The 16,763-nt window shown below is 66.2% G+C and carries 13 protein-coding genes and 1 rRNA gene; 7 read left to right on the top strand and 7 right to left on the bottom strand.

The window, feature by feature from the left end:
- Positions 1-69 precede the first annotated feature (69 nt).
- Positions 70-183: ribosomal RNA gene (gene rrf / locus B9N72_RS15425) — 5S ribosomal RNA — on the top strand.
- Positions 184-339: 156 nt separating this feature from the next.
- On the opposite strand, the gene pdxR is transcribed toward rrf, so the two are convergent.
- Positions 340-1,812, bottom strand: a complete 1,473-nt coding sequence (gene pdxR / locus B9N72_RS15420) for a MocR-like pyridoxine biosynthesis transcription factor PdxR (RefSeq protein WP_085277194.1) — start codon at positions 1,810-1,812, stop codon at positions 340-342.
- Positions 1,813-1,906: 94 nt separating this feature from the next.
- On the opposite strand from pdxR, the gene B9N72_RS15415 reads away from it, so the two are divergent.
- The 4 genes from B9N72_RS15415 (at position 1,907) to B9N72_RS15400 (ending at position 5,128) form a co-directional block, all read left to right on the top strand.
- The gene (locus B9N72_RS15415; protein WP_085277193.1) at positions 1,907-2,314 is read left to right on the top strand and encodes a rhodanese-like domain-containing protein; all 408 of its coding nucleotides are present in this window, start codon (positions 1,907-1,909) and stop codon (positions 2,312-2,314) included.
- 47 nt (positions 2,315-2,361) lie between these two features.
- A complete protein-coding gene (locus B9N72_RS15410; RefSeq protein ID WP_085277192.1) occupies positions 2,362-2,958 on the top strand; it encodes a GNAT family N-acetyltransferase in 597 nt (198 codons plus the stop codon).
- A gap of 1 nt (position 2,959) precedes the next feature.
- Positions 2,960-3,598 (top strand): FMN-binding negative transcriptional regulator, encoded by a 639-nt coding sequence (locus B9N72_RS15405; protein WP_085277191.1) that lies wholly within the window; start codon positions 2,960-2,962, stop codon positions 3,596-3,598.
- A 90-nt stretch (positions 3,599-3,688) separates the two neighbouring features.
- Positions 3,689-5,128 carry a hypothetical protein gene (locus B9N72_RS15400; protein WP_085277190.1) on the top strand — a complete coding sequence of 480 codons (1,440 nt, stop codon included), beginning with the start codon at positions 3,689-3,691 and terminating at the stop codon, positions 5,126-5,128.
- Positions 5,129-5,245: 117 nt separating this feature from the next.
- Here the strand turns inward: B9N72_RS15400 and gabD are convergent, their stop codons facing one another.
- From gabD to B9N72_RS15370, 6 genes are all read right to left on the bottom strand, one after another.
- Complete coding sequence (gene gabD, locus B9N72_RS15395; RefSeq protein ID WP_085277189.1) at positions 5,246-6,706, bottom strand: NADP-dependent succinate-semialdehyde dehydrogenase; 1,461 nt, start codon at positions 6,704-6,706, stop codon at positions 5,246-5,248.
- 63 nt (positions 6,707-6,769) lie between these two features.
- Positions 6,770-8,035 (bottom strand): 4-aminobutyrate--2-oxoglutarate transaminase, encoded by a 1,266-nt coding sequence (gabT, locus tag B9N72_RS15390; protein ID WP_085277188.1) that lies wholly within the window; start codon positions 8,033-8,035, stop codon positions 6,770-6,772.
- Between the two features lie 515 nt (positions 8,036-8,550).
- Positions 8,551-9,852, bottom strand: coding sequence for a TolC family outer membrane protein (locus tag B9N72_RS15385; protein ID WP_085277187.1), 1,302 nt, complete (start codon positions 9,850-9,852; stop codon positions 8,551-8,553).
- Between the two features lie 119 nt (positions 9,853-9,971).
- Positions 9,972-13,103, bottom strand: a complete 3,132-nt coding sequence (locus tag B9N72_RS15380) for an efflux RND transporter permease subunit (protein WP_085277186.1) — start codon at positions 13,101-13,103, stop codon at positions 9,972-9,974.
- 10 nt (positions 13,104-13,113) lie between these two features.
- Positions 13,114-14,187 (bottom strand): efflux RND transporter periplasmic adaptor subunit, encoded by a 1,074-nt coding sequence (locus B9N72_RS15375; protein ID WP_085277185.1) that lies wholly within the window; start codon positions 14,185-14,187, stop codon positions 13,114-13,116.
- A gap of 15 nt (positions 14,188-14,202) precedes the next feature.
- Positions 14,203-14,862 (bottom strand): TetR/AcrR family transcriptional regulator, encoded by a 660-nt coding sequence (locus B9N72_RS15370; protein ID WP_085277184.1) that lies wholly within the window; start codon positions 14,860-14,862, stop codon positions 14,203-14,205.
- Between the two features lie 141 nt (positions 14,863-15,003).
- On the opposite strand from B9N72_RS15370, the gene argB reads away from it, so the two are divergent.
- Complete coding sequence (gene argB / locus B9N72_RS15365; RefSeq protein ID WP_085277183.1) at positions 15,004-15,879, top strand: acetylglutamate kinase; 876 nt, start codon at positions 15,004-15,006, stop codon at positions 15,877-15,879.
- Between the two features lie 296 nt (positions 15,880-16,175).
- Positions 16,176-16,631, top strand: a complete 456-nt coding sequence (locus B9N72_RS15360; RefSeq protein ID WP_085277182.1) for a CBS domain-containing protein — start codon at positions 16,176-16,178, stop codon at positions 16,629-16,631.
- The last annotated feature ends 132 nt before the right edge of the window (positions 16,632-16,763 follow it).

The raw sequence follows: 16,763 nt of genomic DNA, 5'->3' as shown, positions 1-16,763 counted from the left end.
ATCGATTACCCAATTCGAAATGGAAGCCAACCGGCTTCCAGGCTTCTTCTAGTTTGTTGACAGTTTATGTCTGGCGGCCTTAGCGAGGTGGTCCCACCCCTTCCCATCCCGAACAGGACCGTGAAACGCCTTAGCGCCGATGATAGTGCGGCATTGCCGTGTGAAAGTAGGACACCGCCAGACTCCCCTCAAGAAAGCCCAGCTCACTACGAGCTGGGCTTTTTGCTTTGGCGCGGCCAAAACCCCGTGCCGCCCGCCGTGTCCCCGACGCGCTGGCGCTTGGGGTGGCGGTGGCTCTGCGTTACTCCCCCTGCCGCTGATGGCAAGAAAAAGGCCGGATCACCGGCCTTGGCGCTGCATTTCCTGTTCGAGCAATTCCGCCATCCGTCGTGCTGCACGGCACAACTCGGCTTCCGGCACCCCGGCGTATCCCAGTACCAGCCCCCGTCGTGTGGCCGGTCCCCAGAAATGCCGTGCCAGCGGACGCAGCCATAGCCCTTCGCGTGCGGCGACGGTGCTCAATTGCTGCTCGTTCACCGTATCCGGAAGGCTGGCGACCAGGTGCATGCCGGCCTCGCCGGGAGAGAGCGGCAGCTGTTCACCCAGGCGCTGGTGCAGTGTTTCGCGCAGCAGTGTCTGGCGAATCTGGTAGAGCTCGCGCATGCGCCGGATGTGGCGCGCAAAGTGGCCTTCGGCGATGAAGTCGGCCAGTGCTGCCTGTATGGCGTAATGCCCTTCGCGGTATAACCGGGCGTAGCTGGCGCGGAACGGATCGATCAGGGCTTCCGGCAGAACCAGATACCCCAGGCGCAGGCCGGGATACATGACCTTGCTGAAGGTGCCGAGGTAGATCACGGCGCCACCGTTGGCCAGCCCCTGCAGCGAGGCGAGCGGCTGCGAGTGGTAGCGGAATTCGCTGTCGTAGTCGTCCTCGACGATCCAGCTGCGGTGGGCTTCGGCCAACTTCAGCAACTCCAGGCGCCGTCCCAGCGTCATTACCACGCCACTGGGGTATTGGTGCGACGGGGTGACGTAGATCAGGCGGGGAGAGCGTGAGGGAGGGGCCAGGGCCGGGTTCAAGCCTTCTGCATCGACCGGAACCGGCACGACGTCGAGGCCGGCGGCGGTCATCGCCGCCTGCGCCCCGGCGTAACCGGGTTCCTCCAGCCAGACCGTATCACCCGGATCGGCCAGCAGGCGGGCGCACAGTTCCAATGCCTGCTGGGCGCCCTGAGTGATCACGATCTGTTCCGGACGGCACAGTACCGAGCGTGACTGGCGCAGGTAATCGCACAACACCTCGCGCAGCGCCGGCAGTCCGCCGTCGTGGCAGTAGCCGAGCCAGTCGAGGCAGGGCTGCTTGTTGTGGCGCGACAGCAGACGTTGCCATTGCTGCTGCGGGAAGGCATCCAGTGCCGGGATGCCCGGTGCGAAGGCTCCGAGCACGCCTTGCGGCAGATTGCTGTGGTGACTCAATTGCTGGCCGCGCTGGCTGAGGCCGGGCAAGCGGGCTCCTGGCGCGGGTGACGGTGCATCGCGCCCGGTGAAGACATCCGAGACGTAGGTGCCCGAGCCGTGCCGGCTCTCCAGGTAGCCTTCGGCCTGCAGCTGGTCGTAGGCCGCGAGCACGGTGTTGCGCCCCAGTCGCAGCTTGCGCGCCAGCTGGCGCGAGGCGGGCAGGGTGCTGCCGCCCGATAGGCGTCCCTGGCGGATCCAGTCGCGCAGCTGATGATAGAGCTGGCGGTGCAGCGCTTCGCTGCCTTCGCGTTGGAGGACTTGCTGCAGGGCGTCAACGATCCAATCGCTGCTCAAGGTGGTTCCTTCATTAATGGAAAAGTGGTTCTTTTTATGGGATGACTTTGCCTGTAGCCTGACGTCATGTCCACCCTGAGATGAGGAGCCCGAGATGCTGATGGATCAATGCGCGTTCTATGAGGCCAAGCTGGCTTACGAGATCGATTCGGCCGACGTCTACGCCATGCTTGAGCGCGGCGAACCGCTGTTGCTGATCGACGCCCGTTCGGCCGATGCCTATGCCCGCGAGACCCTGCCCGGTGCGCTCAGCCGGCCGCACCGCTTGATGACGGCGGAGAGTTCCGCCGACCTGCCACGTGACCGGTTGCTGGTGGCATTCTGCGACGGGATCGGCTGCAACGCCTCGACCAAGGGGGCGCTGAAGCTGGCCGAGCTGGGCTTTCAGGTGCGCGAGCTGATCGGCGGTATCGATTGGTGGAAGCGCGATGGCTATGCGACCGTGGCCGGCGAGTTGGCCCGGCATGCTGTGCCGAGTGGCCCTGTAGCCTGCTCATGCTGAGGGAGGGATCGTGAAGCGCTTTGATACGTGGTTGAAGGGAGTACGCGATGAGGTTCTGTGAGCCGATCACCTTGAACGGACGGTACGCCCGGCTGGAGCCGTTGACGTTGGAGCACCACGACGGTCTGGTGGCAGCGGTCCGCGACGGCGAGTTGTGGCGTTTGTGGTATACCGCGATTCCAACCCCGGACGGCATGCGCACCGAGATCGAGCGCCGTCTGACGCTGTGGGAGCAGGGGAGCATGCTGCCGTTCGCGGTGCGCCGCCTCGACAGCGGTGAGTTGTGCGGCATGACCACCTTCATGAATGTCGAACAGGAACGACGGCGCGTCGAGATCGGTTCGACCTGGTACGCGCAGAGCGCGCAGCGCACCGCGATCAATACCGAGTGCAAGTCGATGTTGCTCGCGCATGCCTTTGATACGCTGGGCTGCATTGCGGTGGAGTTTCGCACCAGCTGGATGAACCAGGCGTCGCGTGCGGCGATCGCCCGGCTCGGGGCCAAGCAGGACGGCATTCTGCGCAATCACCAACTGCTGGGCGACGGCGTTTACCGCGACACCGTGGTGTTCTCGATCATCGACCAGGAGTGGCCGGCGGTGCGGCAGCACCTGCGCTTCAAGCTGGATAGCCGGGAGGCGTGAGATGTACCTGCCCAAACATTTCGAGGCCCCGAGCTCGGAGGCCATGCACGAGCTGATGCGCTTGGCGCCGTTGGCCACGCTGGTCGCGTCGACGGCGGCGGGGCTCGAGGCCAACCACATCCCGCTGCGGTGGTCGCCCGAGCCGGCCCCGTCGGGCTGCCTGCGCGGCCATGTCGCGCGTGCCAACCCCTTGTGGCGCAACGTCACGGGGGAGTGCGAGGTACTGGCGGTATTCCACGGACCCGACGCCTATGTGTCGCCGGGCTGGTATCCGAGCAAGCGCACGGACGGCAAGGCGGTGCCGACCTGGAACTACGTGGCGGTGCACGCCTATGGCCGGCTGCGCGTGATCGACGACCGAGACTGGCTGCGCGAGCAACTGACGCTGCTGACGGCCGAGCACGAGGCCGGCATGGCGTCGCCCTGGCAGTTGAGCGATGCCCCGGACGACTACATCGACAAGCTGCTGGCGGCGGTGGTCGGCATCGAGATCGTGATCAGCCGGCTCGAAGGCAAATGGAAGGCAAGCCAAAACCAGGCTGAGGCCAACCGGGCTGGCGTGGCCGCCGGGCTGTCGGCGAGCGGCGACGCCGGCGCGGCACGGATGGCGGCGCTGGTGGTGGCGGGAACGGCACGCTGAGCGAGCGGGCTGGCGGGGTCGATAGGTTTCACCGGGGGCTCGGCTCGGGGTAAAATGTACTGTTTATTCCGCAGATCGATGTAGAGACCGATGAAACCCCATCCCCGCAATGCCCGCATCAAGGGCGAGCCGCAGCCGCCCAGCCGCTTCATTTTCGGCGACGCCGTGGACGAGGCCGGACTGGAGCCGTGGGAGTACGTGGTCCACACCGGATCGCCCGCCTTCGTCTGCCGCCTGGTCGGCAACGACATGACGCCGTTCGCCGGCCGCAATAGCACCGAGTTTGCCAGCGCCGTGCTGTTCGACGACGAGGAGCAGCTGACTCATTACGTCTGCAACAGCGGTTTTAGGCTGTTCGATTTTTCCTTCCGCGACGAGGTGCCCAGCGCCGCGCGCCTGCAGTCCATCTGCGACGAGGCGATGACGGTCTATCAGCGCCTGCAGCAGGTCTACAACGAGCGCGACATGGGGCCGAAGGCGCGCGAGATTCGGGTTGGGCCGAGTGAGCCGCTGCCGCCGGCCGAGCGCGCGCGCGCGATCCGTGCCCTGGCCGAAACCGCCCTGGCCGCGGTGGCCGACCCGGTGCGCCGGGTGCAGCTCTCCGCCGACGTGCAGATGGCGTTGGCGGGTGGCGACCAGGCGGTGTTCACCGAGGCCCAGCTGGCGTTGCAGGGCGAGGTACCGGCGCGCCAGCTGCTGGTCGATACCGCGCGCGACTGCATCGCCTTCCCGGAGGTGGTGCGCCAGGACGGCAGCAGCGTGTCGTTCGAGCTGTGGGCGCTGCCGCTGGCGTTTTCGCGTGCGCAGGGCGGGGTGTGGTGGCACTTCCCGTTGCTGGAGCGCATCGAGGGGGTGTTGGCGGATGCGCTGGACGTGCCGTCGCAGGCCATTCTGTGGGTGTCGCCGACCATCTTCACGCTCGACATGCTCAACGAGCGCTCCTGCCAGAACCTGGTGCACCTGGCGCCGGTGATGGACAGCGGCTGCGATTTCGCCCCGGTCGAGCCGGAGCCGGCGCGCGCCACCTTCGAGGCGGCGCGCAAGACCCAGCAGCCGCAGCTGGTGCTGGCGTGGATTCCGTTCATCGTCGAACGCGGCGTGCTGACCGTGGAGCGCGTGCGTCAGCTCGGGCGCAAGGCGCTGGAGCTGACCATGCCGGTGGTACAGCAGGCCATCGCCAGCGAGATGGAGTACGGCGAGGCCGAACTGTTCACGCCGCTGCCTTGGTGGGAGGCGTTGTCCGCCGGGGTGCAGGCCTGGAACCGCAAGCGCCTGGGCATGACGGTGGCGCTGGTGGCGGCTGGCCAGGGCGGCCTGCAGGAGCTGGAAGCCGTGGCGGAATATCAGCCCGAGCTGCAGGGCTACGACGTCGGCCTCAAGCTGAAGGGCAGCGAGGAGGTCCTGGCCCACACGCCGTGGATGCTGGTGCCGGACGTGGCGCCCGATCGCGAGTTGTCGTTCCACGACCTCGCTTCCTGCCTCAAGGAGGCGGGGATTCCGCTGTCGGAGCGGGTGGCGCGGCTGCACTGAGGCCGGGCGGTGGCACCAAGGTTGGCCGAAGCCTGTCGTTCGGCCAACCGGCAAAAAAAGGGGCCGGTCTCAGCCGGCCCTAATTCGCTTCACACCTGACAGGGTCTTACATTTCAATCAGCGGTCGATGCCGCCCAGCAGCACATACTTGATTTCCAGATAGTCTTCGATGCCGTACTTGGAGCCTTCGCGGCCCAGGCCGGACTGCTTCACGCCGCCGAACGGCGCGGCTTCGTTGGAGAGGATGCCGCTGTTGACGGCCACCATGCCGTATTCCAGGCCTTCGGAGACGCGGAAGATGCGGCCGATGTCGCGCGCGTAGAAGTACGACGCCAGGCCGAACTCGGTATCGTTGGCCATCTGGATCGCTTCTTCTTCGGTCTTGAAGCGGAACAGCGGGGCCAGCGGGCCGAAGGTCTCTTCCTTGGCGACCTTCATCTGCGGCGTCACGCCGGTGATCACGGTCGGCTCGAAGAAGCTGTGGCCCAGGGCGTGGCGCTTGCCGCCGGCGACCAGCTTGCCGCCCTTGGCCAGTGCGTCGGCAATGTGCTCTTCCACCTTGGCCACCGCGTTCATATCGATCATCGGGCCTTGCGTCACGCCGGCTTCGAGGCCGTTACCGACCTGCAGCTTGGCGACGGCGGCGGCGAATTTCTCGGCGAAGGCGTCGTACACGCCGTCCTGCACCAGGATGCGGTTGGCGCACACGCAGGTCTGGCCGGCGTTGCGGTACTTGGAAATCATCGCGCCTTCGACCGCGGCGTCGAGGTCGGCGTCGTCGAACACGATGAACGGCGCGTTGCCGCCCAGTTCCATCGACACTTTCTTCACCGTATCGGCACACTGCGCGATCAGCTTACGGCCCACTTCGGTGGAGCCGGTGAAGGAGAATTTCTTCACCGTGTCGGAGCCGGTCAGGACGGCGCCGATCTCGCTGGAGCCGCCGGTAATGACCGAGAACACGCCTGCCGGGATGCCAGCGCGGTGTGCTAGCTCGGCGATGGCCAGTGCCGACAGCGGTGTCTGGCTGGCCGGGCGTACCACCATCGGGCAGCCGGCGGCCATGGCCGGAGCGGCTTTGCGCGTGATCATGGCGTTGGGGAAGTTCCACGGCGTGATCGCGGCGGTGACGCCGATCGGCTCCTTGGTCACCAGGACGCGCTTGTCGGCGCCGGTGGACGGAATGGTGTCGCCGTAAATGCGCTTGGCTTCCTCGGCGTACCACTCGATGTAGCTGGCGCCGTAGGCGACTTCGCCCTTGGCTTCGGCAAGCGGCTTGCCCTGCTCTGCGGTCAGGATCACGCCGAGGTCTTCCTGGTTGGCCATCATCAGGTCGAACCATTTGCGCAGCAGGTTGGCGCGTTCCTTGGCGGACTTTTTCTTCCAGCTCTTGAACGCTTCGGCGGCTGCGGCGACGGCGCGCTCGGCCTCGGCACGGCCCATTTTCGGCACGTGGGCGATGGTCTCGCCGGTGGCGGGGTTGGTCACCGGGATGGTTTCGCCGTTGTCGGCGTCCAGCCACTCACCGTTGATGTAGCACTGCTGCTTGAGCAGCGACGGGTCTTTCAGGTTCAGCATCATGTTCTCCGTGTGCGGGACGCTTCGGCCAACCTCAACGGGTTGGCCGAAGGGCGGGACGGCTCAGGCGCGCAGGGCGGCGTCGAGCTTGGCCAGCGCTTCCTGGAACACGCTGTCCTCGATGGTCAGCGGGAACAGGAAACGCACCACGTTGGCGTAGGTGCCGCAGGTCAGCAGGATCAGGCCCGATTCCAGCGCCTTCTGCTGCACCTTCTTGGTGAACTCGGCATCCGGCTCGTGGCTGCCCGGCTTGTTGAATTCGACAGCGATCATCGCACCCAGACCACGCACTTCGGCGATCTGCGGTACGGCCTGCTTCAGACCGTGCAGTTTTTCCTTCAGTTCCTCGCCCAGACGGTTGGCACGCTCCAGCAGCTTTTCTTCCTGGATCACGCCGATTACGGCCTTGGCCGCCGCCAGCGCCAGCGGGCTGCCGGCGTAGGTGCCACCCAGGCCGCCCGGGGCCGGGGCATCCATCAGTTCGGCCTTGCCCACCAGCGCGGCCAGCGGGAAGCCGCCGGCCAGCGACTTGGCCAGCGTCATCAGGTCGGGCGCCACGCCGAAGTGTTCCATCGCGAACAGCTTGCCGGTACGGGCGAAGCCGGCCTGCACCTCGTCGGCGATCAGCAGGATGCCGTGCTGGTCGCACAGCGCGCGCAGGGCTTTCACCCACTCGGCCGGGGCCGGCACGAAGCCGCCTTCGCCCTGAACCGGTTCGAAGATGATGGCGGCGACGCGCGACGGCTCGATGTCGTACTTGAACAGGCGCTCGAGGCTGGTCAGCGAGTCGGCGATCGACACGCCGTGCAGCGCATTCGGGTAGAGGCCGTGGTAGATGTCGGCCGGGAACGGACCGAAGCCGATCTTGTACGGCGCGACCTTGCCGGTCAGCGCCATGCCCATCATGGTGCGGCCGTGGAAGCCGCCGCCGAAGGCGATCACGCCGGAGCGCCCGGTGGCGGCGCGTGCCACCTTGATGGCGTTTTCCACGGCTTCGGCGCCGGTGGAGAAGAACGCGGTCTTCTTGGCATAGTTGCCCGGGGTCAGGGCGTTGAGCTGCTCGGCCACCTCGACGTAGAGCTCGTAGGGGACAACCTGGTAGCAGGTGTGGCTGAACTTGTTCAACTGCTCGGCCACGGCAGCCTGCACCTTGTCGTGAAGGTGACCGGTATTCAGTACGCCGATGCCGCCGGCGAAATCGATGTAGCGGTTGCCTTCCACGTCCCACAGCTCGGCGTTCTTGGCGCGTTCGGCGTAGAAGCCGCACATCACGCCGACACCGCGCGGAGTGGCGGCGGCTTTGCGTTGCTGCAGTTGTTGGTTGCTCATGAGGTCTCTCCTGTGTTCTGTGCCTGAGTGTCGGGCTGTGTGGGGTGGTCTCTACGGGTCCATGCCGGGGGCCCTGCGGCGACAGCGGCGTGCGCCGTCGTCGTGGGCCGCTCTGCTGAATCGGTCTGGGCCCGGCGAGCAGCACGGGTTGAGCAAATTCTAGACGGGTGTTTATTAAAAAGCTACGTTGTACTTAATAAATTAAACGGCAGGGCAGCGCGAGTGTTGCGCTGCCGCCAACGAAAATCGGCCGGGGGGAGCCGGCCGGAGGGCGAGTGGGGGAGGGTAAGTGTTTGTTTCGATAGGGCCAAGGCCGGGCCTGAGCCAAGCCGGTCGGGCTGTGCTCGAATCGTGCCACGGCGCAGGCACGCCGGCGGTGGTGCTGGGCAGGACCGGCCGCCGTGCCTGGCGGCGCTAAACAAATCGGGGCATCGCGCTGTGCCAGGGCTGGGGCCACCGCACCGCCGGCCTGTTCATCACGCCGGCACGCCGGGCCCGCCCATGGACCGTGAGGCTCAGCGCACGATGTAGGCGTTGACCTCGGCCAGTTGCTGCGGTCCCAGCTGGCCGGCGGCCTGCGCCAGCTGCAGCTTGGCGAGCAGATAGTTGTAGCGTGCCTTGGCGAGCTGGGTCTGGTCGTTGTAGTACTCCTGCTCGGCCTGCAGCAGGTCGAGGTTGGTGCGCACGCCGACCTCCTTGCCAAGCCGGGTGGAGTCGAGCTTGCTCTTGGCCGAGACCAGCAACTGTTGCTGCGCCTTGACCAGGGCCGCCCCGCTGGTGACGCCCAGATAGGCCTGGCGCACCTGCTCGCGCACCTGGCGGCGCGTCGCTTCCAGCTTGTCCCTGGCGCTGTTCTCGTTGGCGGCCGCTTCGCGTACGCGCGAGTTGATGCCGCCGCCGGCGTACAGCGGCAGCGTCAGCTGCAGCCCGACCGAGGACGCCCGGGTGTGTGCGGGGAGGGTGCTGTTGTCGGTGCTGTCCTTGTAGCCGGCGGTGAGCGACACCACCGGCAGGTGCTGCCCGCGTTTCTCGGTCAGGTCCTGGCTGGCCAGCGCCAGGTTCTGCTCCTGCGCCTTGATGTCGAGGTTATTGGCCAGCGCTTGGGCGATCCAGCCGTCGAGGCCGACGTTGGTGGGCTGATCCAGCGGCAGTATCGGCGTGACGGCCTGCACCGCGAGCGGATCGAGCCCGGTGAGGCGGCGCAGGGCGTTGCGCTTGATCTCGAGATCGCTCTCGGCCAGGATTTCCTGCGCCACCGCGCCGTCGTAGCCGGCCTGTGCCTCGTGGGTGTCGGTGATGGTGGCGGTGCCGACCTCGAACGCGGTCTTGGCCTGTTCCAGCTGGCTGGCGAAGGCCTTCTTGGTGGCCTGGGTGGAGGCTAGCGTGTCCTGCGCCAGCAACAGGTTGAAGTAGGCTTGCGCTACGTCGACGATCAGCTGCTGCTCGCTCGCGGCGAAGCGGGTGTCGGCCAGGGCGCTGCTGGTCTTGCCCTTCTGGTAGCCGGTGTACTTGCTGACGTCGAACACGGGCTGCGTCAGCTGCACGCCGACGCCGTGCGTGGAAAAACTGCCGCCCGCGACAGAGGGCTGGATCAGGTTGGTGCGGCTGTAGTCGGCGCTCAGCGCCACCTGCGGCAGCAGCCCGGCCCGGCCCTGCGGCGCTTTTTCGTGGCCGGCGTCGCGGTCGTAGCCGGCCGCGGCGAAGGACGCGTCGTAGCCGCGGGCCTGCTGCCAGGCCTCCATCAGGTCGAAGGCCTGGGCCGGCAGCGCCGCGGCGGCGATCAGCACAGCGGTCAGGGTACGGATGCGTGATGTCATTGCTCTTCTCGTCAAAGGCTGTTGCCGGAGCCTGTTCCGGATGATGTCGTTCTGGTTCGGGGCCGCCGCGCCGGCAACGGTGCGGCGGGCTCCTCCCGGGCCGAGGAATGTCATGATCGTCATGCCTCGGCACCTGCCGGCTGCGGCGCCGTGCCGGGCGTCTCTAGCGTGTCGCGCGCGCCGCTGTCCTGGGCTCGCGGCACGGGGCGCCGCACCTTGAACCACTGCGCGTACAGCGCGGGCAGGAACAGCAGGGTCAGCACCGTCGCCACCAGCAGCCCGCCCATGATGGCCACCGCCATCGGCCCCCAGAAGGTGCTGCGCGTCAGCGGAATCATCGCCAGGATCGCCGCCAGCGCGGTCAGCATGATGGGGCGGAAGCGGCGCAGGGTGGAACCGACCACGGCCTCCCAGCGCTCGATGCCCTCGCCGATGTCATGCTCGATCTGGTCCACCAGAATAACCGAGTTGCGCATGATCATGCCCGACAGCGCGATCACCCCCAGCATCGCCACGAAGCCGAACGGAGCCCGGAAGGCAATCAGCGTCAGCGTCACGCCGATCATGCCGAGCGGCGCGGTGAGCACCACCATCAGCGTGCGCTGGAAACTCTGCAGCTGCAACATCAACAGGGTCAGCACCACCACGATCATCAGCGGCGCCACCTTGGCGATGGCCTGCTGCGATTTCACGCTGGATTCGACCGAGCCCCCCATCTCGATGTGATAGCCCAGCGGCAGCGTGGCTTCCAGTTGCTTGAGACGGGGGGCCAGCGCCTGCACCACGTCCGCTGCCTGCACGCCGTCGGCGGTGTCGGCGCGTACCGTCACCGTCGGCAGGTGGTTGCGGCGCCAGATGATGCTCTCCTCCGGCTGATACTCGATACGCGCGAGCTGCGACACCGGGACGAAGCGCCCGTTCGCGGCCTGCACCATCAGGTTACCCAGGCCGGCGACGTCGGTCTTTTCGGCCGGGTTGAGGCGCGCTTCGACGGCGATGGTGCGGTCGCCCTCGCGCAACTCGGTCACGGCGGCGCCGGAGATCAAGAGCTGCAGTTGCCGGCCCAGGCTCTGGGTCGACACGCCCAAAGCGCGGGCGCGGTCCTGGTCGATCACCAGGCGCAGCGACTTGATCTGCTCGCCCCAGTCGTTGTTGACCTGGCGCGTGCCGGGCTGGCTGCGCAGCAGGGCCTCCAGGCGAGCGGCGATGCGTTTGACTTCCTCATGGCGCTCGCCCATCACCCGATACTGTACCGGATAGCCTACCGGCGGCCCGTTTTCCAGCCGGATCACGCGTCCGCGCAGCGTGGGGAAGTCGGTGTCGAAGGCGTGCTCCAGGTCGCGCCTGACCGTTTCGCGCACCTTCTCGTCCTTGGTCATGATCATCAGCTGGGCGTAGTTGAGGTGCGGCATCTGCTGGTCGAGCGGCAGGTAGAAGCGCGGCGAGCCGCCGCCGACGTAGCTGGTGATGCTGCTGACGCCAGCGTGGCGGGCGAACATCGCCTCCAGCTTCTTCGTCTCGTGCTCGGTGGCCTGGTAGCTGGCGCCCTGCGGCAGCCACAGGTCGACCAGCAGTTCCACCCGGTTGGAGGAGGGGAAGAACTGTTGCTGCACGAACAGCTTGAACGCGCCCAGCGAGAGCAGGAACAGCGCCAGCGTACCGGCGATCACCGTCTTGCGATGGTCCAGACACCATTCCAGCACGCTGCGGAAGCGCCGGTAGAACGGCTTGTGGTAGACGTCGGCGTGCTCGCCCTCGGCCTTGAACGTCGGCAACAGCTTGAAGCCGAGGTAGGGGGTGAAGATCACCGCCACCACCCACGACAGCAGCAGCGCCAGCCCGACCACGGCGAACAGGCTGAACACGTATTCGCCGGCGTTGGACTTGGCGAGCCCCACCGGCAGGAAGGTGGCGGCGGTGATCAGCGTGCCGGTGAGCATCGGGAAGGCGGTGCTGGTGTAGGCGAAGGTGGCCGCCTGGTAGCGGTTCCAGCCCTGTTCCAGCTTCAGCGCCATCATCTCCACCGCGATGATGGCGTCGTCCACCAGCAGGCCGAGCGCGATGATCAGCGAGCCCAGCGAGATACGCTGCAGGTCGATGTTGAAGAAGTACATGGAGAGGAAGGTCATCGCCAGCACCAGCGGAATCGACAGCGCCACCACCACGCCCGAGCGCCAGCCCAGGCTGAAGAAGCTGACTGCCAGCACGATGACCACCGCCTCGATCAACGAATGCATGAACTCGCTGATCGAGTGCTCCACCACCTTGGGCTGGTCCGACACCGGCGCGATCTCCACGCCGAGCGGCAGCGCCGCCTTGACCCGTACCATCAGCTGGTCGAGGTCGCGGCCCAGGCGCAGCACGTCGCCACCGTCCTTCATGCTGATGGCGAGTCCCAGCGCCGGTTTGCCGTTGAAGCGCATGCTGAAGCTGGGCGGCGTCACGAAGGCACGGTGCACGGTGGCGATGTCGGCGAGGCGGAAGCTCTGGCCGTTGACCGTGAGCGGAGTGCTGCGCACTGCCTCCAGCGTGTCGTAGGCGCCGCTCGGGCGCACCCAGATACGCTCGCCGGCGGTCTCGAACACCCCGGCCGGGGTGACCGCGTTCTGTTCGGCCAGCGCGTTCCAGACGGTGCGGGTGTCGAGCCCCAGCGTGGCGAGCCGGCTGGTGGAGAGGTCGACGTAGATGCGCTCCGGCTGCTCGCCGACGATGTCGACCTTGCCGACGTCGGCCAGGCGCAGTACTTCCTGGCGGGTGCGGTCGGCGTAGCGGCGCAGCTCCTCGGGGCTGAAGCCGTCGCCGCTGAAGGCGAGGATGTTGCCGAAGGTGTCGCCGAATTCGTCGTTGAAGAACGGGCCTTTCAGGTCGGCAGGCAGGTTCTGGCGGATGTCGCCGAGCTTCTTGCGCACCTGGTACCACTGTTCCGGCACCTTCTCCGGTGCGATGCCTTCGCGCAGGTTGAGCAGCAGCTGCGCTTCGCCGGGTTTGGTGAAGCTCTTGACGTATTCCAGATCGCCCAGCTCCTGCAGCTTCTGCTCCAGCTTGTCGGTGACCTGCTGTTCCATCCCGCTGGCGCTGGCGCCGGGCCACACCACCTTGACCATCATCGCCTTGAAGGTGAACGACGGGTCTTCCTTCTGCCCCAGCTGGGTATAGGCCCAGGCGCCGGCCAGCATCAGGGTGATCATCAAATACAGCACCAGCGCCTGGTGCTTGAGCGCCCACTCGGACAGGTTGAGTCGTTGTTTCATGCCGGGCACCTCAAGGCTGGAGCAGGCGGACCTGCTGACCGTCGCGCAGCAAGTGCACGCCGGCGCTCACCACCTGTTCTCCCGCGCGCAGCGCGCCACTGACGCGGGCAACGCTGGCGTCGATGCCCTGCACGCTGACCTCTCTTCGGCCAACCTTGTGGCTCTTGGGGTCGATCACCCAGACGTAGTGCCGGCCATCCTGGTCGAGCAGGGCGGAGAGCGGCAGCTGCAGCTTGTGCTCTTGCGACGGTGCCGGCAGCGTCACGCTGGCACTCATGCCCAGCGCCAGCCCGGCGTTGGCGCCGTCGAGGCTGATGCGGGCGGCGTAGGTGCGAGTGGCGGGGTCGGCGTCGGCCGCCAGCTCGCGCAGGGTGCCGTTGAAGGTCTGGCCGTCGGCCCACAGCTTCACCTGAAGCGCCTTGGCCGCCCGCAGCGCCGCCAGGGCGTTTTCCGGCACCTGGATGGCGACTTCGCGCGGACCGTCCATGGCCAGCCTCAGCACCGGCTGGCCGGCGGAGACCACCTGGCCGGCCTCGGCGCTGACGCTGCCGATCACGCCGTCGGCGTCGGCGACGAGCGTGGCGTAGCTGTTCTGGTTGCGGCTGCCGGCCAGTTGGGCCTGGGCCTGCTGCAGTCTGGCGCGCGCGGCGTTGACGGCGTTCTGCTGGCGATCGACCTGGGCCTGGCTGATGAACTGCTTGCCCAGCAGTTCCTGCGAGCGCTTGAGGTCGGTTTGCTGCTGCTCCAGATCGGAGCGGGCGGCGGCGAGCTGGGCCTGTTTGGCCGTGAGATCGAGTTGGTAGTCGTTGGCGTCGAGCCGGGCCAGAATCTGTCCCTTCTTCACCCGCTCGCCGGTGTTCACCAGGCGTTGCGCGATCTTGCCGCCGACGCGGAAGGCCAGCGGCGTTTCCTGTCGGGCACGGATGTCGCCGGCAAAGCTGGCGCCAGGCAGGGAAGCGTTGTCGCTGGCGGTGACGTAACGCACCGGGCGGATATCTTCCTGTACCGCCGCGTCCTTGCTGCAGGCGGCGAGCCCGAGCACCGCCAGGGCGGTGAGGAGCCAGCGTGAGTGAGGTGTCTTCATCGTGTTGGACCTTGCTTAGTTGTTGTTCTTGCCGGGGACGCACAGGCCGTTGAGGACCAGGTCGAGGGCCTCGGCCAGGTGATGGCGCGAATTCTTGTAGGAATAACCGGCCCCCTCCGGGACCACCTTGCCGAACGAGTGCGCCCAGGTCATCGCCAGCACCAGCGGCGCCAGCAGGGCGTCGGTGGCGCTCTCGATCGGCACCGCACGGAATTCCCCGTTGGCGATGCCGCGCTGCAGGATGCGGCCGACCATGGTGAGGCTGGGCTGGATCACCTCGGCGGCGTAGAACTGCGTGAGTTCGGGGAAGTTGGTGGCCTCGGCGATCACCAGCTTGCAGATGCCCGCCAGCTCGGTGCAGCCCACCTCGTCCCACCACTTGAACATCAGCTGCTGCAACAGCTCGGCGGCGCTGCCGCTGTGCTGCCGTTCAATCTCGGCGAGTTCGGCGAAGCGCGACGACAGGTTGACCTGGATCACCGCCTTGAAGATTTCCTCCTTGTTCTGGAAATAGAGGTAGGGCGTGCCCTTGGTGACGTTGGCGGCGCGCGCGATGTCTTCCATCTTGGTGGCGCGAAAACCCTTCTCGACGAACAGGCTCAGGGCGGCGTCGAGAATTTCCGACGGTCGGGCGTCTTTCTTGCGCTGCCAGCGCGGCAGGGTGGCTTCGGTCATGGTGATTGCTGAATGGTTGTTCAGTAGCGGGATGCAAATGTACTAAGCGCGGGCGCGGCTGGCAATTAATAAATAACAGTTCAGCAACGTGATTGATTACAATGCAACACTTCCCGTATCCCCTTACCCAGGAGACCGCACGTGACCGTATCCGCCACCGAGAAGGCGCTCATCCTCGCCGAGGCGCTGCCCTACATCCGCCGCTTCAACGACAAGACCATCGTGATCAAGTACGGCGGCAACGCGATGACCGACGACAAGCTGAAGGAGGACTTCGCCAAGGACGTGGTGCTGCTGAAGCTGGTTGGCCTGAACCCGGTGGTAGTGCATGGCGGCGGCCCGCAGATCAACGACATGCTGGAACGCGTCGGCAAGCACGGCGAGTTCATCCAGGGCATGCGCGTCACCGACCAGGAAACCATGGACGTGGTGGAAATGGTGCTGGGCGGCCAGGTCAACAAGGAAATCGTCTCGCTGATCAACCAGCACGGCGGCAAGGCCGTGGGTCTGACCGGCAAGGACGGCCACTTCATCCGCGCCCACAAGCTGTTCCTCAAGGGCGAAGGCGAGGGCGAGCAGATCGACATCGGCCGCGTCGGCGAAATCGACGTGATCGATCCGGCGCTGGTGTCGCTGCTCGACTCGCAGGACTTCATCCCGGTGATCGCACCGATCGGTGTCGGCAGCGACGGCGAGGCCTACAACATCAATGCCGACCTGGTGGCCGGCAAGTTGGCCGAAACCCTCAGCGCCGAGAAGCTGGTGCTGATGACCAACACCCCGGGCGTGCTGGACAAGAACGGCAAACTGCTCACCGGCCTCACCGCCGAGAGCGTCGAGGCGCTGTTCGCCGACGGCACCATCCACGGCGGCATGCTGCCCAAGATCAGCTCCGCGCTCGACGCCGCCAAGAACGGTGTCAACTCGGTGCACATCATCGACGGCCGCGTCTCGCACGCGCTGCTGCTGGAAATCCTCACCGACGCCGGCGTCGGCACCATGATCCGGGCCAAGTGATTCGGGCTGGCGAGATATTCGTTCCAGATCATCTATAGTGGAGGCATAGTTCCAAAAGCATTAGACACGAGAACGTGAAGGTAAGTGAGCGGGGCCGCAGACAGTGCAGCGAGTACGGCAAACGCTCGCTGAGCGAATCTCTGCGTGCAAATCCATCGCTGAGCCAATCGAAGATTGGCACGCAGGGATTTGTCCAGCGATCGATTCGCACGCAGTCCGCGTAGCGCCGCCGACAACGTTATCGTGTTTAAGGCGAATTGGAAGAACAGGTCCAAACGTCTGCAAAGGGGGATCGCATGCAAACCGTACGACAATTGCTCGACAGCAAACCCAACCGGCAACTGATCTTCGTCAGTCCCGACGCCACGGTGTTCCAGGCCCTGCAGGTCATGGCCGAACAGAACGTCGGGGCGGTACTAGTGATGCACGCCTGCGACGTGCACGGCATCTTTTCCGAGCGCGATTACGCACGCCGCGTGGTGTTGCAGGGGCGGACCTCGGCCGGCACTCACGTGCGCGAGATCATGACCAGCCGCGTGGTGTACGTGACCCCCGAGCAGACCGTGGACGAATGCATGGCGCTGATGACCGAGAAGCGCATCCGCCACCTCCCGGTGATGGAAGGCTGCGAAGTGTTGGGCGTGGTCTCGATCGGCGACGTGGTGCGCGCCACCCTCGAAGAGCAGCAACTCACCATCGACCAGCTGGTGCACTACATTCAGGGGCAACCGGCCACTCCTCCCCAGAGGTAAGCGCACGGCAATCAGGACGCCCGGCCCCGTGCCGGTCGTCCTGCTGCCGGCCTGACTCCCTTTCCTGTTGTATCCCCCCAACGGTTTCGCGTTGCCGCCATGCTGCCGTGGCGTGGAGAGGCTGCCCGTCGT

The organism is Pseudogulbenkiania subflava DSM 22618, from assembly GCF_900177275.1.
Taxonomy (GTDB): domain Bacteria; phylum Pseudomonadota; class Gammaproteobacteria; order Burkholderiales; family Chromobacteriaceae; genus Pseudogulbenkiania; species Pseudogulbenkiania subflava.
This window is presented reverse-complemented; position numbering and strand designations above follow the sequence as displayed.